General features: G+C 37.3%; 25 protein-coding genes and 2 tRNA genes. 5 read left to right on the top strand and 22 right to left on the bottom strand.

Annotation, left to right across the window (positions count from 1 at the left end):
• Entirely contained in the window at positions 1-930 is a 930-nt protein-coding gene (locus AC0LWN_RS10360; protein WP_474664903.1) for a carbohydrate ABC transporter permease, read from the bottom strand.
• A gap of 249 nt (positions 931-1,179) precedes the next feature.
• Between AC0LWN_RS10360 and AC0LWN_RS10355 the strand changes: the two genes are divergently transcribed.
• Positions 1,180-1,253 (top strand) — tRNA-Pro (locus AC0LWN_RS10355).
• 132 nt (positions 1,254-1,385) lie between these two features.
• The gene (locus AC0LWN_RS10350; protein WP_474664901.1) at positions 1,386-2,306 is read left to right on the top strand and encodes a tyrosine-type recombinase/integrase; all 921 of its coding nucleotides are present in this window, start codon (positions 1,386-1,388) and stop codon (positions 2,304-2,306) included.
• A gap of 38 nt (positions 2,307-2,344) precedes the next feature.
• Here AC0LWN_RS10350 and AC0LWN_RS10345 read toward each other — a convergent pair whose 3' ends face one another.
• From AC0LWN_RS10345 to AC0LWN_RS10325, 5 genes are all read right to left on the bottom strand, one after another.
• Positions 2,345-3,487 carry an Ig-like domain-containing protein gene (locus AC0LWN_RS10345; protein ID WP_474664899.1) on the bottom strand — a complete coding sequence of 381 codons (1,143 nt, stop codon included), beginning with the start codon at positions 3,485-3,487 and terminating at the stop codon, positions 2,345-2,347.
• Positions 3,488-3,490: 3 nt separating this feature from the next.
• Positions 3,491-3,838 (bottom strand): hypothetical protein, encoded by a 348-nt coding sequence (locus tag AC0LWN_RS10340; protein ID WP_474664897.1) that lies wholly within the window; start codon positions 3,836-3,838, stop codon positions 3,491-3,493.
• An 80-nt stretch (positions 3,839-3,918) separates the two neighbouring features.
• Positions 3,919-4,608: a stalk domain-containing protein gene (locus AC0LWN_RS10335; RefSeq protein ID WP_474664895.1), complete on the bottom strand. Its 690-nt coding sequence runs from the start codon at positions 4,606-4,608 to the stop codon at positions 3,919-3,921.
• Positions 4,609-5,145: 537 nt separating this feature from the next.
• A complete protein-coding gene (locus AC0LWN_RS10330; RefSeq protein WP_474664893.1) occupies positions 5,146-6,411 on the bottom strand; it encodes a phage portal protein in 1,266 nt (421 codons plus the stop codon).
• A complete protein-coding gene (locus AC0LWN_RS10325) occupies positions 6,412-7,992 on the bottom strand; it encodes a terminase large subunit (protein ID WP_474664891.1) in 1,581 nt (526 codons plus the stop codon).
• A 140-nt stretch (positions 7,993-8,132) separates the two neighbouring features.
• Between AC0LWN_RS10325 and AC0LWN_RS10320 the strand changes: the two genes are divergently transcribed.
• The gene (locus AC0LWN_RS10320; protein WP_222860704.1) at positions 8,133-8,222 is read left to right on the top strand and encodes a putative holin-like toxin; all 90 of its coding nucleotides are present in this window, start codon (positions 8,133-8,135) and stop codon (positions 8,220-8,222) included.
• Between the two features lie 184 nt (positions 8,223-8,406).
• On the opposite strand, the gene AC0LWN_RS10315 is transcribed toward AC0LWN_RS10320, so the two are convergent.
• The 11 genes from AC0LWN_RS10315 to AC0LWN_RS10265 all read right to left on the bottom strand — a co-directional run bounded on the left by AC0LWN_RS10315 (position 8,407) and on the right by AC0LWN_RS10265 (position 16,691).
• The gene (locus tag AC0LWN_RS10315) at positions 8,407-8,799 is read right to left on the bottom strand and encodes a hypothetical protein (protein ID WP_474664889.1); all 393 of its coding nucleotides are present in this window, start codon (positions 8,797-8,799) and stop codon (positions 8,407-8,409) included.
• A gap of 345 nt (positions 8,800-9,144) precedes the next feature.
• Positions 9,145-10,515 (bottom strand): DNA primase family protein, encoded by a 1,371-nt coding sequence (locus AC0LWN_RS10310; RefSeq protein WP_474664887.1) that lies wholly within the window; start codon positions 10,513-10,515, stop codon positions 9,145-9,147.
• Positions 10,508-10,867, bottom strand: coding sequence for a hypothetical protein (locus AC0LWN_RS10305; protein ID WP_474664885.1), 360 nt, complete (start codon positions 10,865-10,867; stop codon positions 10,508-10,510). Before AC0LWN_RS10305 ends, AC0LWN_RS10310 begins: the two co-directional genes overlap by 8 nt.
• 48 nt (positions 10,868-10,915) lie before the next feature.
• A complete protein-coding gene (locus tag AC0LWN_RS10300; RefSeq protein WP_474664883.1) occupies positions 10,916-11,974 on the bottom strand; it encodes a hypothetical protein in 1,059 nt (352 codons plus the stop codon).
• A 25-nt stretch (positions 11,975-11,999) separates the two neighbouring features.
• Positions 12,000-12,179 carry a helix-turn-helix domain-containing protein gene (locus tag AC0LWN_RS10295; protein ID WP_474664881.1) on the bottom strand — a complete coding sequence of 60 codons (180 nt, stop codon included), beginning with the start codon at positions 12,177-12,179 and terminating at the stop codon, positions 12,000-12,002.
• A 62-nt stretch (positions 12,180-12,241) separates the two neighbouring features.
• Positions 12,242-13,114 (bottom strand): SU10 major capsid protein, encoded by an 873-nt coding sequence (locus AC0LWN_RS10290; protein WP_474664879.1) that lies wholly within the window; start codon positions 13,112-13,114, stop codon positions 12,242-12,244.
• Between the two features lie 16 nt (positions 13,115-13,130).
• Complete coding sequence (locus tag AC0LWN_RS10285; RefSeq protein ID WP_474664877.1) at positions 13,131-13,556, bottom strand: hypothetical protein; 426 nt, start codon at positions 13,554-13,556, stop codon at positions 13,131-13,133.
• A 158-nt stretch (positions 13,557-13,714) separates the two neighbouring features.
• Complete coding sequence (locus AC0LWN_RS10280; RefSeq protein WP_474664875.1) at positions 13,715-14,974, bottom strand: hypothetical protein; 1,260 nt, start codon at positions 14,972-14,974, stop codon at positions 13,715-13,717.
• Between the two features lie 271 nt (positions 14,975-15,245).
• Complete coding sequence (locus AC0LWN_RS10275; protein ID WP_474664873.1) at positions 15,246-15,596, bottom strand: DUF1878 domain-containing protein; 351 nt, start codon at positions 15,594-15,596, stop codon at positions 15,246-15,248.
• Positions 15,597-15,873: 277 nt separating this feature from the next.
• On the bottom strand, positions 15,874-16,137 hold the full coding sequence (locus AC0LWN_RS10270) for a hypothetical protein (protein ID WP_474664871.1): 264 nt from the start codon (positions 16,135-16,137) through the stop codon (positions 15,874-15,876).
• Between the two features lie 140 nt (positions 16,138-16,277).
• A complete protein-coding gene (locus AC0LWN_RS10265; protein ID WP_474664869.1) occupies positions 16,278-16,691 on the bottom strand; it encodes a hypothetical protein in 414 nt (137 codons plus the stop codon).
• Between the two features lie 180 nt (positions 16,692-16,871).
• On the opposite strand from AC0LWN_RS10265, the gene AC0LWN_RS10260 reads away from it, so the two are divergent.
• Entirely contained in the window at positions 16,872-17,036 is a 165-nt protein-coding gene (locus AC0LWN_RS10260; protein ID WP_474664867.1) for a hypothetical protein, read from the top strand.
• Between the two features lie 27 nt (positions 17,037-17,063).
• Here AC0LWN_RS10260 and AC0LWN_RS10255 read toward each other — a convergent pair whose 3' ends face one another.
• The 3 genes from AC0LWN_RS10255 to AC0LWN_RS10245 all read right to left on the bottom strand — a co-directional run bounded on the left by AC0LWN_RS10255 (position 17,064) and on the right by AC0LWN_RS10245 (position 17,737).
• Positions 17,064-17,240 carry a hypothetical protein gene (locus AC0LWN_RS10255; RefSeq protein ID WP_474664865.1) on the bottom strand — a complete coding sequence of 59 codons (177 nt, stop codon included), beginning with the start codon at positions 17,238-17,240 and terminating at the stop codon, positions 17,064-17,066.
• 78 nt (positions 17,241-17,318) lie between these two features.
• Positions 17,319-17,519, bottom strand: coding sequence for a hypothetical protein (locus AC0LWN_RS10250; protein ID WP_474664863.1), 201 nt, complete (start codon positions 17,517-17,519; stop codon positions 17,319-17,321).
• A 44-nt stretch (positions 17,520-17,563) separates the two neighbouring features.
• On the bottom strand, positions 17,564-17,737 hold the full coding sequence (locus tag AC0LWN_RS10245) for a hypothetical protein (RefSeq protein WP_474664861.1): 174 nt from the start codon (positions 17,735-17,737) through the stop codon (positions 17,564-17,566).
• Positions 17,738-17,991: 254 nt separating this feature from the next.
• Here AC0LWN_RS10245 and AC0LWN_RS10240 point away from each other — a divergent pair.
• Positions 17,992-18,068, top strand: a tRNA-Pro gene (locus AC0LWN_RS10240).
• A 562-nt stretch (positions 18,069-18,630) separates the two neighbouring features.
• Here AC0LWN_RS10240 and AC0LWN_RS10235 read toward each other — a convergent pair.
• The gene (locus tag AC0LWN_RS10235) at positions 18,631-21,360 is read right to left on the bottom strand and encodes a hypothetical protein (protein ID WP_474664859.1); all 2,730 of its coding nucleotides are present in this window, start codon (positions 21,358-21,360) and stop codon (positions 18,631-18,633) included.
• A gap of 20 nt (positions 21,361-21,380) precedes the next feature.
• On the bottom strand, positions 21,381-24,221 hold the full coding sequence (locus AC0LWN_RS10230; protein WP_474664857.1) for a hypothetical protein: 2,841 nt from the start codon (positions 24,219-24,221) through the stop codon (positions 21,381-21,383).
• Between the last annotated feature and the right edge of the window lie 86 nt (positions 24,222-24,307).

Here is a 24,307-nt window from a genome sequence, read left to right as displayed (position 1 = left end):
CTATGCTTTCTTTTCCTTCGCCTGAACTATCCACGTTACAGAAGTTACCAATATTACGAGCAGGAACAGAATCCATGACATTGCTGAAGCATAACCCATATTGAAGTTCACGAAGCCTTCTTCATAGATCCGGTACACAATGACAGTAGAGGCATCGTTAGGGCCTCCATCGGTTAGAAATTTAATCAGATCAAACACCTTGAAGGAGCTGATAATGGTCGTAATCGTCAGGAAAAGCGTGGTCGGTGCCAGCAAAGGCATCGTAAGAAACCAGAATTTCTTCATTCCGTTTGCCCCATCAATATCCGCGGCTTCATACAGATCCTCCGAGATTTGAGTCAGTCCCGCCAAAAATATAATCATCTGGTATCCCAACGCCTGCCAGATCGCAATGATCATAATCGCTATGATGGCATAATGTGAATCCACCAGCCATTTCGGGGGATTATCCAGGCCTATTTGCATTAAAAAGCGATTGATTGGTCCACTCGACGGGTGGTACAAGGCTGCCCACACTGCTGCAACAGCTACCGTTGAGCAGATATAGGGGATAAAAAACAGCACCTTGAACAAATCCTTGGCGTACACCTTGGTATGGATAATAACCGCCATAATCATAGCCGCCATTAAGCCCACAGGCACGGTTACTGCCGTAAAAAAGATATTGTTCTGCAATGCCTTCAGAAACTTGGAGTCTTCTGCCAGTCTGATGAAATTGTCAAACCCCACCCATTTCATGCCTTCGAAGCCGCTGACCAGATTCCAATTGGTAAAGCTGAGAAATAAAGAAAAAATAAGCGGAAAAATAGCCAATGCAATAATTCCTATCGCTTCCGGTGCCAAAAAGATCCACCCGATTACTCCTTCTTTCCGGCGTTGATTCCACCATTTTTTCGGCCGATCTTCACTTCGCTGGACCGCCATAGACATCTTGATCCTACCTCCTATTACACCCTGCAGGTTGTGTGTATAGGATCATTATAGAGATAAGCGGCTGAGAACCCGGCTTGTAATTTACACTTATTCGCGTGTATAAATCTCTCCTTTTATCCCCGTTATTTTCTATGTACTCCGGCTCTAAATTCAGCTCAAAAGATTATTTACACCGCTTACTTACAGGCGTATAATGTGGATTATTCAGAACAATTCTGCGGTTAACACCGGGTTAACCCGTAATTACGAGACGTGGCTCAGCTTGGTAGAGCGCTTGCTTCGGGAGCAAGAGGTCGCAGGTTCAAATCCTGTCGTCTCGATAGATGTATAGAAATAAAGGGTTCAGCCTACATTTTGATGATCATTAGATTTAGTGGTCAGGGGCAGAAACTGTTCTGAACTTAGAGACAACAACCTGATGGATTATTAATCCTGAAAGGAGTTGTCTTTTTATGTTGCTAAAATTTGCATTCAAGAACTTTTTGGAGGAGAAAGAACTGAACAATGTTTCCTCTGCTACAATGGAAAGATATGTAGGAACGACAAGTGAATTTCATTCATTCTGTATTAGTGAAGAGATTATCAATGTTGAGGAAGTATCTAGTAACACGATAAAAAAATATCTTCTGTATTGCCAAAATCAACGTAACAATAACACTGTCACTAAGAACAGTAAGCTTAGAGTAATTAAGACATTTTTCAATTATCTGCTTGAAAGTGAATTTATTACTCCTCAACAGAATGCAGCAAAAAAAGTTAACTACGCCAAGGAAGACATTGTAATTCAAGTTTATAGTGATTATCACATCCAGCAGATGCTTGCCTATTATCGTCAACTTAAGAATAGAGAAAAGTCCTATTTTGCATATAGAGATTATGCTTTGATTATTTTTTTAATAAGCACAGGTGCCAGAGTTGGAGAAGTAAGCAATATTAAATGGAATGAAATCGATTTCGACAACAAAGCAGCAATCTTTTTTGGTAAAGGTCGCAAGCAACAAAGCGTACCTTTAGTGGATAAATTATTGAAGGAACTTGCAGAATGGAAACTGTTTCAAGAGCGTTTTTTTGGAGAAAAGCCTATTTATGTTTTTTCAACAAGCGATAATAAGCAACTAACCGATAATGGTATTAAATTAATATTTAAACGCCTACAGAAAAAAATGAATTTTAAAGATGTCCGTTTATCAGCGCACACCTTCCGTCACTCTTTAGCCTTTCGCTTCCTACGTGATGGTGGAGATATCATTAGTTTACAGCACTTATTAAGACATAGCACCTTGGATATGACTAAACGTTATCTCTCAGCATTTGGACATGTCCTACCAGAGATTAATGAACGACACAACCCACTTAATAATTTGAACCTTTAAGGTAAACATTGGAGTAGGATTTCCTACTCCTTTATTTTTTAAAACAACGGTCTCATCCGTATTCTAATCCATGCAATTATTGTATTGTCGCTATTCAATGTTGCTTTTAACTGGACATATCCGCTTGATGCAGCATTGTTTTTTACCGTGCAAGAACTTCCATTTTGAATTGTGATACTAGCAAGTGTTGAAGAACTCACTTGATCGTCAGCATATAATTGCCATGTTACAAGCTCATTCGTATCTGTAATCATTTCCGAGCCGTTATACACTTCGACATTATATATTTTGGACTGATTACTTTTGATTTCATTTGGTGTTGTGGATGCGCTTGTTATTTTCAGTGAGTATGTGGCAGCAGGCATTAAGACATTCATTTCAATGGTATCGCTAATCCTCTTGTTCGTTGCGTTATGCACGGTAATCGTTACTACTCCTTCACTAAGGCCCGTTACAAGCCCCTTACTGTCAACCGCAGCAATTCCTTTATCTGAACTTTCAAATCTCACTGGAGCGTCTTTAGCGCTTGAATAGCTCAATTGTGTTGTAGCTCCAACAAATAGTTCTACTGATTCGCTCACAATGTCTACAGGGCAGGCTAATCCACCAGCAATTCCATTGACTAAATCATCTGTGGATGTGTTAATTGAATCTTTTTCACATGACAGAATAAGCATACCAGGTTTGCTAAAGCGATCTATCCCCGTAACTTTAAATGCCTGACCGTTAAGTAAGAATCGAGCATCTATCCTAAGCTCCAAATCCTTATAATAATCTGTAGAATAAACAGTTATATCCCCATCCGAGATAGATACTACCTGTCCATTAGCTACACCTAAATTACTTACAGAAATATAACAATCCAGAGTGGAGAATCGGCATTCCGAATTAACGATTATTGAATAAGGAAGATAACGCATGATCCCTTTAAATTTGTTATAACGTTGTCCGGTAATTTCGGAGATAATCAAATACTTTTTGTCCTGAAACAAAACAATATCGCCCCGATTAAGAGGCGACAGTGAGGTAATCTTTTTGTCATCAAAGTTTTGTTCCAGATTCGTATTCGTGATCAGAGCTTTTACTGGTTCAGCGTCATCGCTTATTAATACTTCGCTTCCCATTTGAGAGAGAAGAAATTTAAAATCGGTTGTGTTGCTGTTATCAAATAAATTAATCATGTTTCACATTCCGTTAAACAGCATAAAAGTGCTGCTACTGGCCTGAGTATCGTTTGAGGCCATCATACGGATTTTTCGTTCAAGCTGATCAATGCGATTCTGAATCGACTCGGCAAAATCGCTAATAGTAATGTCATCACTTTTATATGACTTCATTAGTGATGGATTGTTTGCCACACTGTTTAGGATTGATAGGGCTGCTGAGTATATTCTACGTTTATCTGAGGATAAAGCAGGGGAGTAATCCACTTCTGGAACAGCAATTCCTTCTTCTTCAAGGTAGATGGTTAATTCTTGTTCTGCTAATGTGATGCCTTGTGTTTCAAGTTTAAGGCGTTGTATGTAATTCATTTTGATTGCTCCTTTTTCTCATAAGAAAAAGAACCCTCAATAAAGAAGGTTCTATTCTAAGACACGTAATTTTTATAATTCTACAGTCCAGACGAATCTGACGTAGAGTGGTTATATGAAATAGTTTCTTTGGTTCCATCGCTATACTCAAGAGCGATCTCAGATATTTTAATAGTATGTAAAGCTGATTGATAAGTAAACAAATTATACATACCTAACTGACCGTTAGGTTCTATCGGACCAACATATTTTTGAGAAAAAGTACTTTCACCACTAATTTGATCGTATGATGGATCGCCAACCCTATTATATGTATTTATTTTTAATGTATAATACTTTATTGTCTTGCCCGTCAAATTATTTGCCAACCAAGTCAATTTAACTCCAGCTGCTGAATTAACACTATAATTAAATGTTGTTGGCGCACTAATTTTATTGGTATTTGCTACTGGTACAGAACTCGTTGAAGTAGAACTTGAACTTGAAGTAGAACTTGAAGGCTTGGAACTTTGACTGTCTTTGGAAATCAAATTAATATTCCCACTATCTAGACTCACATTGTATCCAATGGCCTCAGCCAAGGATCTCACTGGAAGATAAGTGGAACCATCTATTGAAATAACAGGTTTTGACAATTTTTGCGTGACACCATTAACTGAAACTTTATAGTTTGTTGCAATTGCCTTCAAACTCTCAGCCGCATATGATACACCGCTAAAAAAAACCGCGCCACATAGAAAAGCCGAAACAATTTTGATCTTATTTCCCATTAACATAATCCCCCCTAATATTTTCCACCATCTTATCATTTATCGACATTGTAGGTCTATAGATTTAGAAAAATATGTAGGTTATGGTCTAAAAGGTTCAGATGAATAAACGGAAATTTATTTTTCGGGCGTGTGTAAAATGCCTTGCTAGCGGACTATTTTCCAATTTAGGGGTATTTTATCCAATCTGAAGTCCACCGCAACACAGTAAATCATACAAATAGTGCAAATAAACCGTATTCTAGCCGAAAATTCAGAAAATCGGCTCCAAAACGGACAAAATCAGACTACAAACTACGGTAGGTAGTGATCTACAGTAGGCAGATTAGATAATTTACATAATATGTAATATTAAATTTAAAAATTTAGAGATTTTCTAACAAAAAAATTCGCGCACATGTCCCTTTTTAATAATAGCAGCCTGTTAATATCGTATACACGGTAATGTGTGCGCGAAATTGCATAACCCTTTAAAACACATGCCTTTATGTATTAACATTAATCACCGAATAGTTTTATGTTCACTATTATGTATTTTCATACCGAATTACTCACACTCTCAATTCTTTCCATCTCCCCTTGAACATCGGTCACATAAGGATTGCGCTCCACAATGCTTTCCAGACTCATACCACCAATATCTTTTAGCACCTTCAGGTTATCGACAATCTCTTTATCATTTGATGGTCTTGCAAATTGGAACACAATGCCCAATGTATCATATTCATCATCGGAAAATGCAAGTCCTTTACGTCTCAATAACTCCCTAATCTTATCAAAGCGCTGTTCCATTCCTTCACGCAGGAACTTGCTATTCAAAGCACCTTTCATATCCGCTAGAGAGAAGAGGAGGCGAATAGAGACCTCGCTCAGATTGCTCACATCCGTCTTACTCATACTCACGGCTGGAACATTAGCTATATCAAGCAGAGCGCTTGTCAGAGTCTTATACAACGTTTCAAAGGCCTGATGATCAAACTCATTATTAGCAAAATAGAATTCTGCATTATCATCCAACACAAGACCACCACCAATAATATCTTTAGGTAATCCATCACCTTTAAGCTGTTGGCCCCTTAAGATCGGGATACCAGATATATGATGATAATAGCCATCCACAGCTTTACTAAGCAAGTCTTCCATGTTATCCAAGATAGGCAGGATGTCAATTAGGTCAGAGCATCCAAGATTACCGATCTCAGATTGGTTATGATATAGAACAGGCAGTCCAGCAGGATTGTTGAAACTTCCTGTCATCCGTAAATTTCCGCCTTCATCTGTATAATCTTCAACTCTATCTGGATAGTACACGTTATAATAATTCACGTTATCAACGCAATAATGTTCAACGAATGCCGTATATTCATTGTGATGATCAAAGACTGGGTAACTGTCGGCAGGGTCAAGAAGTTTAGATTTGATTTGTTTCTGCTGATTGTCTATGTAAACATACTCTGCAACGTATCCATACTTGGACATCTTATCAAGGATATCATAATCAAGCTGATTGTATTTCCCTCTTTTATATACTCGCTTATAAGCGTCCGTAACAGACTTATCGCCTGTTAGTGTAATTGGATTAGCCATAACGTAACTAACGCTAAAATTTAGAATTGTTTTGGCATACTGGAGAATGATTTTACGTGGTTCATATACTTGACCATTGTAATTGTAACTCGGCTTCTTCAGAATCTTGTGTTTGCCACTCAGGTACTCCTTTATGTTAAGGACATCATTAATCCTCTGATGATTTGAAACTCTGTTAACTTCCTCGACAAACCATGGTTTTTCATTTTCGTACAATTAAGCCACCTCAACGTAATATTTATTTGCTTTTATCGCTTGAATCGCAAGCATAAAGGATATGACTAAATCATCATGATTGGATCGATTTTTGTTTTCCATTTTGTTGTCCTTCTCGATGAATGTCTGCATCTGCTTCAAGGTTTCTTTACAGTCAATCTGTACCAACTGACACTCGAACATTTCCTTTGCATCGGTCACAGCTTTATTCTTGGTGACGCTATTACTACTCCAACCTAATTGCAATCTGGATTTCCCCTTGTCAAAATGCCTATGTTTAAAAAGGTTAAGATATGGATTTTCACCTTCTCTTAGACGCTCCAAAACAGAGGTTCCAAATCCGTTACGTTCAATCGCTATAAACGCATAATTAAAAAACAACCCAACTTCTTGGACTATTGAAGCGAATTTATATACAGGAACATCATTTCTATAAAATGAAGCATATTGTTGTCCATCTTCATCAAATACACTGATTGTAGAGTAATCATTGCCGCTTCCTGATGCTACGTCTACTCCAGCGAACATCCGTTGTTTCGGCTTAGGCAATCGGAAGATATCTAATCCTTTTCCGATATGTTGCTTCAGAATATCAGGAACATGCTCAAGCTCTTCTTTTGGCTTTGGAGGGAGAATGTAATTTATTGCTTCTGCAATAAGCGTCTGGTCAAATACGGATTGTCCAGTATTGATAAATGCTTGGATGTCGGTAGCTGGATACTCCTGATAAAACTGGTTTTTATCCTTGTCTTGCAATATGTATTCTTTCCACATCAGCATGTTTAAGCTGCAGCCAGATTCATGAAGTTGCTTCTGCTCTTTATTTAAATCTTTTGCGCTCAGCCGTTGTCCTTTATTGCTGGTCTTAAACCATTTAATTGCTTCTTGGATATCGTAGGCGAATTGTTTCTCATATGCGGAAGAAAAGAAGGGGTAGAAGAATGCTTTGTACTTGGATAATCCTTTATTAGCGCGGTCATAGAGCTTCTGAAAATCGTTGAATCCGTTAGCAGTAGATTCAAGCACAATCTTGCTTCGTTCTGTTTTCTGTAGTGCTGGCTCTAAGGAAAGCAAGATACCGTTAAGGTCATCATAAAATGCCGCTTCGGACAATAAGACATACATCAGATTCATTCCTCGACCCAGATCTTTGTTTCCTGTTGTCGTGCTGCGAATGGTACTCCCATTACTAAATACCAGTTCATCTCGATTATCACGAACAACAGAAGGGAAGACATCATACTTTAATCTCGGCAGATGTAGATTCATCCGTTTAAGTTTGGCGAATAGATCCTTTGCCGAATCCCCTTTGTAGGACACAATCAAATAGTTCGTATTGGAGTTATTTACAGCCATCCACAAACAGTAAGCCAAACTTGCAGTTGTAAAACCTAGCTGGCGTGGCTTGAGAATCAAGTTATACTTACCAGCATTATCAATGTAATATTGTTGCTGATCATTTAACATAAATGGAACAAGCTCTCCATCATTATCAGTGATTTTGATGAAGTTTCTGGAGAATAATTCAAACGTGCTCATTATTTTTTTGATTTTCTGAGATTTTGTTAACGTAACTGCCATTCACACTGTCCTTTCTGAATTTAAAACAACGCAAAAAAGAGTAGCAATAAATGCCACTCATCTACAAAATATGATATAATCGAACATGCAATAGCATAAGCTTGCAAGGGCGTGTCGGCTACTCTCCCGGAAGGGAGGTAATGCCTGTGGAAGTATATCAATCATTAACGCTAATGATTTCATTTGCAACTCTTGTTGTACTCATACTTTCTTTTCATAACAAAAAGTAGACACCCCTCGCCAAAGGTAAATGTTCTACTTTTTGTTATCACGTTCCTTTTGATAAAACCGAACGCCCTTCAAGTGGTTATTGCTTTGGGAGTCGTGTCGCAATTGCGACACCTTTTGACTATAGTATACAGCATATAGCTTTATTTTGTAATACATGAATTACATTTTATCTTACAGAATATCTTACAACTCTAAATTATCCTCTTCTTCAATTCCATCGTCCTTAATAAGCGTTTTAGCTGCATCTTTGGCATACCCTTTAACCTCTTTTCCAATTTGAAGTAGCAATTTTATTGATTTTTCATCTCCTTCTTTAGCCTTAATGGAGAGTGAATTGTAAAGTTGCTCCAAATCACTGTCAAAACGAGTATTGAGCAGGATGGCTAGCAATGCCCTGTACTCCTCTGAACGCTCCCATCGAATAAATGTGTTTAGAGTAGAAAGACCAATCGTTTGCAAAAACTCAGCTTCAGATTTTGGAGCCTTCGTCTGATCGAAGGAAAGGTTGTGCTTCCATAAAAAGTATAATCTCTTCTTCGATGGTATGTTTTTTAACGCTTCATAGATGTTATTCAAATTTAATCAATTCCTTCCCATACACCAGTTTGAGATTCCATACACTACTTTGGTGTATGTTGAAAAAAGTAGTGTATGAGTTCCGAACAAGAAAAGCCATATGTATCAAGGGTTCTCGGTTGTTACTATACTATGTATACACTCATACACCCATTTTTATAGATTTTACTTAACTGTTCATACAATCTATAATTATCCATTTTAATTTTTTCTCAGAAAATCGGTAAAAGTAGTGTATGGGTGAATGAAGTGCAAAAAAGCTATATGTATCAAGGGTTTTTCCATACACCACTTTTTTAAAAGGGTGTATGAGTAGTGTATGAAATGAAAAGTAGTGTATGAGTTTTAAAACGGAGAACGTGGAAATTCACTGTCCTCTGACCATCTGATACCTTCCCAATGTTCAGGCTGCTTGTATTTCCGTCCTTTTTGAAGTCCCAGCCGCTGACTGAATTTAATTGTGCTAACAGGTCTTAGGCCACTATCCTCACACCATTGTCGATATACCCTGTAAACATCCTTTGTATAGAGCGTGTGTCCATCTTCTAGGACACAATTCGCTTCTAGAAAACCAGCTACAGAATCAGCGTTGATTCGATATTGATTAATAGCCTTCGTGAGACTTTCTCCATTAGTGAATTTCTTGTTTTGATGAAGCCGTTGTAATCCTTGGATTGCCAAATTTAACAATGTTGAGAGAGCATTATCTGTAGTCAATTTACTGAGCAAATTAATATCTCTATTTTCATCCGTGAATTTATTACAGAAATCAAAAATTATCCATCGACGAAAATAGCCATCGGACATATCGGGAGTCACGACCATGTGATTCGAGGAGAAGAGTAATTTGGTAGAAGCTAGAAATGACTTGGGGTCTTTGTTTTTACGCTCAATAGTAATTGATTCATTGGAAACAATTGCTTTGAATGCTCCAGTATCCTCAATTGGCTTTTGTGGCAAGTCTGAGAATGCATTTAAGAGTTTACCCTCTAATCCTGCAACTCTGAATCTGTGGTCAAGGTCTTGGAGAGAGATATTTGATACATTTTCCTTGCCGATTAAGGCAGAGATCAAATCAATAGCCGCGCTTTTGCCATTCCCGCCTGAGCCAGTGAACATAAACGCTTTTTCCAGGTGTAAATCGTTCGTTAATATGTAGCCTATCATTTCGTAGAAACAATTTTCACTGTCTTCAGGTAGAACACTGGCAACAAAATTATGTATAACGGGATCATTTGCATTGCGGTCATAAGTAACGGGTAGCTGATATGTACTCAGATATTTGGATGAATGAGGATGTAATTGTCCAGTGAGAGGATCGAGCATTCCATTTTTAACATTGATCAGATTGGAAGGAGGGTTCATCATCTGACCCTCTAATAATTGTCTTTGGTTCTGCGTGTAGTACAATGACTCGTTAATGTATATCCGTTTGCTGCTTTTACTTAAAAGCTCTTGACCGATAGCTCGGTAATAGGCCTCGCCATCGGGTTTATAATAACCATCAGGATGATATCGCCAAAGAATTTGAGCGTCATATACAAAATTGTACCTCGCTATCATATCCTCGCTATGTCTAGCGTGTTGGAATTTCTTATCGACAAAGTACGGAGAGAGTACCTTCGTTGTTAACTCAGATTCTTTATTAGTTGTGATACTTGTATTGCCCTTCAACTTATTCAGTTTACTTTGTAGGTCTGTGATACTGCTATTCAAATTTAGCACCACCAATCAAGCGAAATAGTTCTTCTTGGCGCTTTTTGATTTCTGTTTCGGCAGTATCCCGAATCTTGGTAAATTCCCGGATCTCATTCATCAATTGTTGATGTCTTGGGAGTGATTCAAAAAAGGGATTGTCCGGGTCAATATCTTGATACTGGTTGGCCCAGTTCTCGAAGGAATCGTCTGAGAAAGGCTCTTTATAATCATCTTTATTCCACAAAAAATCTTCTATCCAGTTTTCGCCATTCCAAAATTCTTTATTGTCATTGCTTGTTTTCCTAAAATCTCCAACGTTATATTTATTACCATATTTATCATATGTAATTTGTCCAAGTTCATATTTCATTCTTTATTCATTTCCCCTTATGTATTCTCTATGTATTGATCTTAGTAGTTAGTTAAGATTAATACTAGGTGCGGTAAAACTCATGTTTCGACCAGCCTCTAGTTTTAAATCTCTGCTTGCCTTACCAATAATGTCACCATCAGGTGTTAACTCAAAACTTGTTCCATTAGAGAGAGAAATTTTCGCTCCACCTTGATCTGCTTCAATCTCATAGTTTTTTGCTGTCACATGTATCTTACTATTCTCGGATTTAATGAAAATCCCATCGTCCTTAAGACGAACAGACCTTTCTTTTCCATAGTTTGAAGAATAGTATAAAATATCAAAACTTCCATTAGGTTTAGCCATAAAGCCTTTACCACTCATGGCTTCTCCTGTAAACAAAGGATCAATTGAATTATCTGCTGGAAAAGTAGTAGCCCCATCTCCTTCACCATATATCGTGACTGGAAAAGCATCTTGACCACTTCCCACAAATGTAAAATGCCTTTTTATCGTTTGGATATCCAGTTTGTTAATCGTATTTGGTTCTTCAAGTCTGATTTTTTCAGTTTTCCCCCATTTAGTAGGAGTTAAGTGATAAATAACAACCTCCCCACCAACACCTTCGTCTGCGACTGCTTCATAAATAGGAATAAAAAAGTTAGGTGTGATATGAATGGTTCTTAGATCAAATAGTTCACTTGCTTTTTTCATGTTCTTTCCATATGCTACAAATGAGTTGTTCTTGTGACCGTAATATTTATCTGTCGGTTTAAAGTTCAAGTGATTATTAGTGAACTGACTATATGCTAGGCTATTGTTATCAAATCCGTATTTACTGAAAGCTAACTCGTCACCGTCATCGGCATATTGCCTAAAAAGTTGTCTTCCTAACTCTGTGAGTTTCTCGAAACTTCTGTCAGGTTGCTTCTTAAATCGTTCCTGTAAATTTGTTACTAATTCCAGATCGCCAGAGAAAAAGTATGCTTCATTGTCAATGATAATAATTTTTTTGTCCGTTCCTTTAACATCACGGTATAGAATACCGTTAAAGGTGAAACTAATAGCTGTATCAACTGCAATATAGTGTTCATTTGGCTTTGAAGCCGAAATACATAAACTCATTTATTTATTTCCCCCGGTTATAATTTTAATTGTTATTGATGAAATTTTTATATCTTCTAATCAAGACATGATCCCAATCAAAAGCTCCATTTTCAAATCTCGAAACATATGCTGCACTGATATTCATAGCATTGGCAACGTCTTTTGCCTTAATATTTTTTCGGATACGAAGGATTTTCCATTCCATCCGTTCGTCCTTATTCATATGTGTACTCCTTTTTATATAGTAGAGAAGGGGATTTATGCCCCTTCAGTTATGTAGTGAATTTAAATCGTAAGTTGAGCTAGAGCTTTTTTCGAAGCCACTTTCAAAGTTGCTTCTGCAAGTACCATTCCTGAAACAGCATCACCCGTTTTAGCTAATGCTTCGAACTGTGGTTCCCGAAGATAGGCGATTTTCAAAAAACTCGGATCAAAAACTGTAAGCTTATCGGGGGAGGCATGACGAGACAAAATCAAATTCAAGTTACCATAATTTGTTCGAATGGTATCAACGATAATACCAAACACATTTTGTTGCGCTATGTATGAATACTTATCTTTATAAAGAGTGTCAATTTGCTCTTTCATATCGCTATTAACTAGGCCGAAATATTCACCGCTTGGCAAACCAGCATCCCAAAGCCTTTTAACAACAGCCTTTACATCTGATTCTGAAATTGTAGGAGTTGAAGCAGGAACGATATTGGCTGAATCAACCCATAATTCTAATCCTTGCATACGACGAATGAAAGGAGTTGTGCTTCCATCATTGCGCACTGAACGAGTTATGGCACGTTCGAGATTCGTTTTCAGTTCCGTTAGGCGGTCAGTTACTTCTTGGGACAGGGTTGTTGACTTCATAGCCATAGCAGTACCTGAGACCTCTGCACCCTTTTGGAACAGCTCCAGTACATTGTTAAGTTCTGCTCTGCCTGTTTGATATGTTTGGATATCTTTATTTCCCTCGATTGTGCTGATATCATCATCAAGAGACAGTGAACGCTCTCTCCATGTATGAATGGTGGAGGAAGCTTTTTCAGTTAATCCTCGATTGAGTAGAAGCGAGGTCAATGGTGTGTCTGTGGGGGCGATTGATACAATTTCCTTCGAAAGGCTAATGGCCTCATGTTGTGTAAAATAGTTATTAGATTTGATCAAATTTCATTCTCCTTAATTAATTGAATAGCTTTGACAACTTGACATCAATTGCTTCAGTAATGTTACCTGACTTGAGAGCTTGCTCGTATTTGTCAGTTTGTTTATGATTGCTTGGGACATAGCCATTGTTAAGTTTACGAGCATCAAGAATCTTGGTTAGTTGTGTTACCTTGTCTTTCAGTTCTTGGGTATTGGATGCATTCAAAAACTCTACGAAATCATCCAATTTGTTGGCTTTTAATTCGATGTCTACTTCCTTCTTGAACAAGTCTGCTTCGCGTTGTTCCAACGATTTCTCTGCATCAGACTTATCGACAGGTTTGAACTGAAGCAATTGATCACGCTCCGCAGTCAGTGGAATCAAAACATCTGTCTCCCAACTTGATTTAGCATCTGTAAGAACTTGATCAATATGTGCTTGAATTTCAGGGGTAATCTCCATTTCATTTTCTCCTTTCTTTGTTTAAGTTGTTAAATCCCGTATAAAAGGGTGTCGGCGTTTTTAACACCGACGAGGGGGATAAGGGATTTAAAATTAAATGAATAAAACATTATTGAACTTGGAAGTTTTACCCTTCCATATAGTATGGTGAGCAAACACTAAAAGCCGACATGTTTTTTGAAATGCGTAGCAATTTTTTTTGAAATGCTGCCTTTAAGTGTCCGATTCATCTTTTCAGTGTCCAGATTCAAGTATTGAGAGTTCTTTTTGCAGAGAGACGAATTATATAAAAATGCTTCTAAAATATCCCTATGTGATAGATCTCTAAATTCAACATTCTGAGTATTTGCCTCAAACTCCTTAAGAATCGTAAAGAGAGGGCTGTCTGTTAAGTATCTGTATTTAGTCCATAGTGTATGATAATTTAGAACTAGAGCATGAATATGTAGCGGATTAGTATAATCCAAGATGTCTAAAATTGTTTCAACACAGACTTCAAGACTTTCATCGTCATTAGCTCTGTTTTTGTTAGGAGAATAATTGACAGTTCTAGGCTCATACATTAATGTATATTTGTATTGGAGTTCGTTAGCTATTTTATAATATTCCCGTTGTTGTTTACTTCCTCTTGGTAATGACCCTGCCATAGAACGAATTTGTTTCAACTCATCGAACAGTTCCCGCTGTTCAATAAGCATATCTTCGCAATCTGTCTTTATCGCGTTTATATTTTCCCATGAAGGAGAAAGAGGATATCGTTTGCTCTTTTTTTCTTCAATGAAACAGTAATCCGCTCTTTGAGATCCCGTTTCCGACTTCGGCTTTATGTAGTCGTCAATACTCCAATCTGGGTTTTCTAGATCCGACTTCCCAATGATGTCATCATAGGATGATACTAATTTGTTGTACTGTTTATTACCGTACTCCGTTTCGTCCTCACCTATAACTTTCAATAGATATGTAGCAATTTCGTGCAATGCATATGTAAATCCATTATGTTTATAGCCCCACAAGTTTAAACCTTCACTTTGTGATGGCATTTTTCCAGCCCCTTTTTTTGATAAAAACAGATACTGGTAATTCGATATGTAATCCACAAAAAAATCATCGACATAAGAATCGTCATATGTAGTCCTGCTTATTTTGCTGTTAGCTGGCTTAAGACTTTCAAACGTTGTGTGTCTATCAAAAATGAGTTCAACAATCCGCAAACGCTCTTCCTTTGTTTTGATACCTCTTTGAGCCTCGTGTCGCAAGAAATCTTGAATTATCTGGCGAACGTAATAGAGAGGGATAGGTAGAAATTGAGGTTCTTGCTTTTCTATTGAGTATTTATTTAGTGCGTTTCGATCAAGTTGTGACTTATGAGTATATCGCTTAATCAGTGTTTCTGATTTCTTCTTTATATGTTCTGGCACATTTTCCTCAGAAACATATATCCATTGCTGTGATTCAATCTGAATAAGGTCGTGTGTAGGCTTGAAATTTGGATTCAGCTTTTGAAAATGCTTTTTATTAACATTCCAACGGTACTTATTTGATTCATTTGTAATAGATATCTTCTCCTTTTAGTTGGTTGCAGTAGATCATTTTAATTGTTTCCATTATGATTACCTTCCATTTCTGCGCTTGAGCGCTGGGTTGGTGGTGGAGGGAGTAGACACGCAGATTGAATACTCCCCAGGGTTATTACTGATTTAAGTAACTTTGGTATTTAGGCATATCTCCATAGAGTGTTTCAAACACTTCTTCATAGCGGCCAGTTTTATGGAATGCTTGAACTAACCATTCAACAAAGTGGTAATTTGTATTGCATTGTGGAACAATATCGTAAATTTTTTGTTCAAAACCATGATGGTTTACTTTTTTATTTGATTCGATTAAATCTCTATATTCATCCATAAGGTCAAGTATTTCTTGATACTGGTTACGTGTTATCTTGTTTTCAAAAAGGGAACGATCTACTTCAGTGTTGTTAAATAGTAATTCCTGCCGAAATTCAATAAAATCCAATCTACTTTCCAATATGCTATTATCCAAAATCATTTCTCCTTTTAAGTTTTTAATAAAAGAGTTGTGCTACACAACCAAAGTGTGCTAATATTATGTACGTGAGAAAGCTAAATGCAATGAAACCATAGTTGTAATGCATTTAGAGAGGTAGAACAAGCAAATTGACCACATCCTTTCAAGAAAATACTGTTTGTTGATAGAGTTACAGTTAATATGTAGACTGTATCATTCTTAAATGTAACACGCTTACTAATAATAGTAAAGCGTTATTTTTCGTTTCTGAATTTATATCACTTTGTACATTCTAATTCAAAATGTACAGAAACGTAAAGATGACAAGTAAATTATTTCGTTGTTTTATACATAACAGTTCGCGAAGATTGAATACCCCGAAGAATTCCCCGCCTTTATCGTTAATAAGGTACTCTTCGCCGTTCACGAATTCAGGGTTATTTGTCCTAAAGACTTGATATGTCTTCCCTTCTGTTACATCCACTTCCTCAAATTGCTTTTTGATTATTTTCACAAATTCTGCTTCTTCTTGGTTTCGAACCTCAATTAAATTCATTAACTCTGCCTCCATAATTTTGACTTTTCTTGGCCTTACCACCAATAGTCAGTTAAGGTCAATAGCGGATATCCACGACAGCCACGCTTCTCAGCGGTACTGTTTTGGCTTCCATTATCCCCTGAGCCATCATCAGGCGGCTATCTTACCGCTGCCAAAGCTGTCATGAACCACAATCCCTTATCTGCTTGTTTGAGGTCGTACAAAGCCTTCAGGCTTGCTCCGATTTCCTTGAATTGTGCTCTCATACCATAATTGATCGGCTGCAAGAATAATCTTTCTAGAGCATCAAACACATCCATTTGCTCAAGCTCAGAATAATTGGAATATGTATAGTGGAAAGAGCAGATTTCTCTTGCTAACTTCATCATAATAAATGTTTTTTTCACTTCCCTCCAAACCATACGAGTTTCGTATTCATGTAAAAACTTCATTCTGTCTTCATTAGTTTTTAGGAAAAAGGTAAGTTCATTCACTACTATGATTGCCTTCTTCGATATTTCGCAGTGTGTCAAAACATCCTCAATCGATACTTGCTTAATTGGTTTTGCCATTTTCGTCGTCTCCCTTAATTTGATTGGCTTCCATGTGCTAAATATATCACATGGTTTTACACATTGCAATACTGTTTGTAACTTTTTAAATATTTTAAAATTGCAACACGTAGTTTAATGTGTTACTATGGCTTTATCATAAGTAACGTGAAAAAGAAACCATTGGGGAGAGATAGTACAATGGCTAGACCAAAAAACCCTGACAAAAAGAAACCAGAAAGTATATACTTTGATCCAGATGTTCATGAATGGTTAAAAGAAATAGCGGAAGACGAAGAACGAACAGTGAGTTTCATAGTGAATCGTATGGCACGAGAATTAATGGGAAAAAACATAACGTCATAGAACTCAAAAAAAGCCCCTGAGATGATCTCAAGGGCTTTCCTTTTGTGGTTCACATAAAGTATTCGAGGAGATTTTACCTGAATATTTTTTTACTAAATTTTTATATATATTATAAAATTCATTTTCTAACTGTTCCCTTGAAACCGATTCTTCTGGACTTGCATAATGTACAACTAACTCAAAATCTTTTTTCGACTTTTTCATATTGTCGTCGCTCCTTATAATGATGTAATGTAACTATCATAACAAGGAGATGAGTATTATATTAGTGGTCAATTATGGTTATTCATTATATTTCTCTTCAAATTCATCAGTTGTATGTACAATTGAAACTTCATGTCCATTTTCTAAACAAGTAAATAAAAATTCCATCATCTTGTCCTTTTCATTCTCATTAAACCTAAAATCCGGATTGACAGCTTCGCTGTAATGAGGCGAATTAGATACAATGACTACTTTATAAAACCATTTTTCTTCAATCATAATCTATCCCCTTCCCTTTTTATTTAAAAAAGATCGTTCGTAGTTTAGAACGAAGGCTTCAAGGCCGCTACAAATTCTGTTAACCTCTTCACAGAATCCACCAGTATATCTGTAAGAGACGAAAAGTCAGCATCGTTATACAAAAACGTCCAGATTACATAAATGATAAATAAGGCCGCTAGAGTTGCTGTAAGAAGATTGTATTTGTTGTTCGTCATATGTTGGTCTATCCCCTTTCTATTCAGTTATATAGGATTATATTACCATACTTAATAGTACGATATGTAGTTTCGGTATCAACGTTATAAGCACATGTATAAGTCAGACCGAAAAACACCACTACCTTTTTCATGATTATGACTACTTTACAATTTGTGAGACTACAACTATACTTAATCTAAATGATTCATTCAGGTTGTTGTTTATCACTCAGAATATCTATCAAAACCCTTTATACATAAGGACTTCTCTCTAAGACGTGGCTCAGCTTGGTAGAGCGCTTGCTTCGGGAGCAAGAGGTCGCAGGTTCAAATCCTGTCGTCTCGACCATACTAATATCGCAAAAACCCTTGATATATAAGGTTTTTTTTGTTAGGTGCTTTTATCCATCCCCTAAATTAATTAGATATACATAAAAACTGGTGTCAGTCTGATGTCTTTTATTATAGTAAAGCGTTTTGGGTGTTGTATATTTATACATTTCAACCCTCACATATTAATAAAGTGATATTCTTTTGGAAAGGGAAGTAGCAGTGTGATTTTAATAGGTAGCTTTGAAATTATACTCCACCTGAAATATAAATACCTACCACTCCAGCTATAAGAAAAGATGAGCCACCAACTCTTTGACGATCCAAGCAACACAAAAAGCCACTCAAAAATGAGCGACTTCGGATGTATTATTCAAATCACAATTGCGATTGTTTCCTAACAAGACTCAGTGTTGACCATACCATTGCTGCACCAAAAGTACTTTGCTTCACAATCCTCAAAGTTAAGATTTACATTGCATCTCGGGGCCAATCCAGTATCAGAGTCACATGAGTTAATGTTGAATCGAACCTAATGGTTCTTGATAGTCCCTCTTTTCAGACCTTATTTGTCCCTGCCTTTAATCCAGACAATATTGAGGATCGTTTAATGAATCAATCAAGCTATCCAGTTGACGAAGGTAATCATAGTTGCTGACGTTGTCGCGAATAAAGGAAGTGTCCATTCCGGCGCGCCGCAGCTTTTCGATCCACTTAAGCGCAGCTGCTCTACCTAATCCTCGCTGCTGCATACCATAATAAATATAGGCGATTTCATTGCTTACGTTCGTGTTAAACACAATCGGATCATCCGAATTAATATTAATCATTATGTCTGAGCTATCAGCATCGTTTTCGCTCGCAATGTTGAATAGCTGGTTGTTAAAGATGGAATCTATCCCGCCAATTGCATAATTGGAAGAAGGATTAACTTCGACAATGATCCCATTCATAACGATTTTTTCACGTAAATATCGTTGCATATCAATTGTCATTTGTCGCTCGATTCCTGTGGTATTAGCATAGACGGGCTCCATCATCTTTTCTAGATATTGCTTTTCGTGATACTTTCGATGCAGAATTACGCGTTCTCTCTTATCTTCATCCATCGCCAAATTCATAGTGCCATCTAAATCACAAGTATGTAAAGGCTGAAATCTCCACTTATACACTTCAAACAACATCTCAACACTTGTAAAAGACTCATTAAAAACTTCCTTTGCGACACGCAATATTCGATGCTGCAGATAAGCGAACGTGTCAAATTTAATATCAGAGAACCGCGAATAAACGCCCCAGACCCACAGCAAGTTATCTAAATACTCGCCGCGAGGGATGAGAACAATCCGATTAGCCGCCACCCACTTCTCCACATCTACACCCAGTGCAATTCCATGACCTATGCGATCTCCCGAATGTAGCTTGCAATAATGGATGACCTCGTCTATTCTTCTTAAACCCGAAATTAGATGTCGGAAATCTTCTCCCGCATGGAAGGTAAAAAACAAGCTTTGCTGTTTAAAAACGATGCCTTCCTTATCAACCATCGCCAAGCGGTCACGATCACTATTGCGTGCTTGTTCAAATACTGGTGCGAACACTTGAACAGGTGTATTATTTTCTAAACTTGCGGCATCTAGACCAACGATAAAATTTGCTAAATAAGGCACCGTGTTCCTCAGATCCGTTATAACTTTAACTTTACATTCATAACTAAGTTGCTGTTCGCCGTAATGCAAGTATTTTAGAGTACTCTCATCATTCGCTTTATAAAGCTTCCAGTCCTTATTAAGGTTGTCTTTGTTCTTGATCAAATGGTAGACGATTCCTATACGTGGGAATTGGGCCGCTTTGTCTTCCTTTATGTTGTAATCTTCAACGAGAACTTGCCGATAGGCTCGGAGCAGGTTACTTATATGCTTCTTGTTTTTGGCCGCATCCTTCTGAATTGACATTCGCAGCTCTACTTTTCTCAAATATTGATTCTGAAAAAGGGATCGTAGTAAATCCGAATAATAGGCATGTCCATCGTTCTTAAACCCATCAGTTGCACGGCTAAAGTATCCACGGAAGTAATCAAGTCCCTTCAAGCGATTTGATTGATTGACTTGTTGGTAGAACTCGTTCTTGATTCTTAAATACTGAAAGAACATCCAAAAAAATAGGTTGTACGATTTATCTTCTTCAGAACCATGCATATGGGATAACGAAGACCTATAACCCATCACTTGTTGAAGAAATACATTCTCACCATAGGTCTTTAGAAAGGTATTTGGTCGTAATAAAGTAAAGATATAATCCTCGCCGTTATGATCCTCCGATTCTACCAAATCTCCCTTTAGAACCTCGAGGCATTCTTTAATATCATCAAGTGTCGCTATCTGCTTTTGATCCGAAAAGATGATGTTTAACTTATTAACTTGGGACATCAAACCATCCAACCATCTTGCAAAAGATTCAGTTCGGTTCGTCGCCAGAAACTTTCCCAGCACGACTCGAATGATCTGAGCGGTGAGGATATAAGGTTCTAACTGTAGCGAAGAGCTGTTATAGGTCTGTTTGAATTGATGAAGGTATGGCCCAATATGCTCTTTAATCGAGTTTCCGCTATAATTCATGCACTTCTGCCACAAATAGGTGAAGCTGAACGCTGCGCTCGCATGAACATGATTCTCCGCAACCCCACGAAGTAGAACATCATTTAGAGGAGCATCTGCTAAATTGACATGTTGATAAACGCCTTCAAGCTGCTCAGGCTCCAGAATATTGTTGGCTACGAAATGACATGCAGCTAATATATCGAGTGGAATAAATCGACTAATCATATTGAACATTTGAACTTTATCAAGTTCGCTAAACGCTTCCCACAAATCGCTGTAATTCTCTTCGTTTTCCTTTCGTTCATGTTTCCAATATTTCAACACGAGTTCTCCGTCCCGGTGAGAAAGCAATGCCCGAGTGAATTGTTCGATAATTTTAAAAAAATGCTCATACATGCTTCTTTCCAATTCAGCATTCCCTGTAGTCGAAAGGTCGATTTCGTAATGAGGCAAAAAATAGTCAGGATGAAGCTTCTCAAGTAACAGATTGATTTCGTCCAGACTCGAAGGCTCGCAATAGGACAACAAATTGCGGTAAATTTTATCCTGTAAAGAATTCGATGTTTGCCTCATTTTCATTTTTTCTTCACGATCGCTATTTGGACGTTTATTATGAAATAGCATATCAAACCATAACTTGTCTTGAAAAAAAGTTAAATCTTTATAAGGCATAAATGCCACATGCAGAATTAATAACATTTTTTGATTCATCGAAACCCCTCGAAATAACATCAATTATTTTCCATATCCCTAGTAGTACTAATTTCTTCGTCATCCTCCAGCGTAAGATCCATAGCTTGTAATTCTGTCTCAGTCAATTCCCTAGCTCGCGCAAAGGCTTCTTCCAATTTTATTCGTAAACTCGATTTCACATTCTCATATTTATCGTCTTCCTGAGCAGACGAATTATTTGAACGCAAGAATTGGAAGAGTTCTTGCAAAATTGAATTAGCAATTCCAAATTCCTCATTATTTAAAAAAGCTTGCTCTTTTATGGTCTGCAGGAATCGATAAGCATTCATTCTACCGAACCAAATGTACGGATCAATACTCAGTTCGTATATTTTGATATAAGCAATTACATAGTTTTTAAAATCAATCGGAGCTTTATATCTCACTGGCAACAAACCTGGTAATTCCATTATCAGCTTACGATATTTTGATTTCCCCGAAATTCCACTCTTGCCATTTAAAAAAACTTCATACGCACTCTCATAAACCGTCGAGTCACTCATTTGAACGGATAATTGTTTTTCTTTTTGCTCGATAGATCTACTTAACATTTGTCCGATATAGTCTGAGAATTCTTGAATTAAGTTATCGATGGTTTGCTTTTGCTTTGCTTTTATCGCATCGCTAAGTTCTTTATTCGTATTAAATTTTTTTAAAATGTTGTACGTTCGAACAAGTCTAGGATCAGATTCACCAAATGGAACGAAATCACTCGCCTGTAATCTTCCTAGCATATTGATGAATAGTTCCCTTAAAGGGTAGTATTTTAACTCAAACAGATCATTCCCTTTAACCCCAAAAACATCCAATTTTAAATCAGTGCGCATAACTTTTAATGCTTTGTTGAAAGCACCTCCAATTCTTTTAATTACGTCACCGTAAACACTCTCAAGGAAAGAAAATCGTTCAGTTGTTAAACTAGCGTTCTGAAGAAATGCAAAGAATGCACTAAATTGGTTACGGACCTCACTTGTACTCTGAATATTTCCAATATAGTACATATGGGTGAGTAAGTCAGGCTGGCTTCCTTCACTTAGTAAGACCATGATTGATTTGATCATTAATTTCTCTTGCTCAAGCATATGTGAATGTACATTTTTTTTGAATGCATCTTTTAGATCCGCTCTGCGAGAAATAAGTTCATTGAATAACAATGCATTTTCAAAAGAAGTGTTCTTTACAATGATAGCCGTGACATTGCCCATTTCGGATAATGGCATCTCCTTGTCATACTCTACTTCCAATAACTCCCTTAAAAAGCTACTTACCGTAAGAGAATAAACATTTTGATCCAAACGCATAGTAATCAAAAGCTTTCGAATCATCTCGCCAATAATCAATAATAAGAGTTGGATTATATTCACTTCTTCGTCATATTCATCTGTAGTTCTATTCTTTCGTTCAACTTGAGAGTGTGAGATCTCAATGATTTTAGAGTAATCGAGATAAGAACTCTCCGCTCGGTGACCCCATTGAATAAACTTCTCGAAGATATCCTTCTGATATGGTAACAAACGTCTTGAAGAGGCAATAATAGTGTCAGTCAACGATTTGACCGAGTTAAATAACAACTGTTCATCCATCCCATCGGATAGTCGACTCGCTCTCGGGAATCTCTGATTAAGTTCGTTTATCTGGTAATATACATTAACAATACCTCGAGGGGTGCGGTCAAATACGCTATAACTTAATTCGATTGGATTTATTTTGAAATTAAATACATTATTCTCACCAAGCAATTCGTTCAATTGCATCGCCATTGTTCGATTACCAAAAGCAAAATAAGGGATCATGTTATTGTGCCAATAAACCAATTGATGTCTTCTGGCTGATGGTATTATTTTCTTCAGATATTCGTGAGCCAACTCGCTTTTTCGGTCTTTCAGTGCTATTCTTCCATTAGGTTTGAAGTAAGGAGTCATCCGATTATCTTGCAATCGTTCATCCTGTATTAGAGCCAGCATTAGCGACTCTTGCATATTCTCATAATCGCCAGTTAACACCGTTACGATATTGGGATGATTGGCGTACTGGAGTAACGCATCAATCAATTCTCGAATGCGGATCATCTTTAGATCGATATCATCGATAAACAGAAAGATCAGTGGCTCCTTGACTGACTCCAGTTTGTTAGCAGCAAGAATGCGCCGCTGATTTTGAATCATTAGCGTAATGAGTTCATGGAAGCGAGTCCTGAATTCGATATCCGGAATTAGTAGCCTTGACGATTTTTTTATATGTGTAGCCAGATCATCATAGTGATGAACAAGTAAGTTCCTATATTCGTTGGAAGTGTACATGTGATATTCGATTAGTTTGTTTATGCTTGTCTGCAGAGGGTTATCTGACCGATAATTCCCTTTGTTATAATAGCTATCATCTCTTCGAAACGGATTCTCTATACCGGAAGGCAAATAACCCGTCCCTCTGATAAAAACAATTTGATCCTCTACGGCTTGTTTAATCAAGCCTACAATGGCCCCCATAATCTTCGTATTAACGCCAAACTGATCCGGCTCAATGAAGGGCAGAACGATATTATGCTGGCTGTACTCATTGCTATTTTCACTTTTTAAGTGATTTCGAATCGTATGGAGAACGGACGTTTTACCCGTCCCACGAACGCCGAAGACGCCTAAAGTATGATTCATATCTTTGCTGCGATGTCGGTCAAGTCTGATGTCATCAAGTGTAAGATTCTCTTGTTTGGCATTCGTTCGGATCTGTTCGATCTGGTCCTTAAATAAATCATAAGTTGGCATGATTTTGATAACTTCGTTCTTTAAATCTCTAGCGCCAATGAATATTTGCTCATCGGTAATACTCGCAAGATTCGGCATTCGTAACCATCCTTTTAGCGAAATCGCTTTTTGAACTTTTTTATGGATAGAAGTGAGCATCAAAGCAACTTGGATATAAATGTATT

The organism is Paenibacillus sp. sgz302115 (assembly GCF_056120445.1).
Note: the sequence above shows the minus strand (reverse complement) of the source record. Positions and strands in the feature narration are given on the sequence as shown.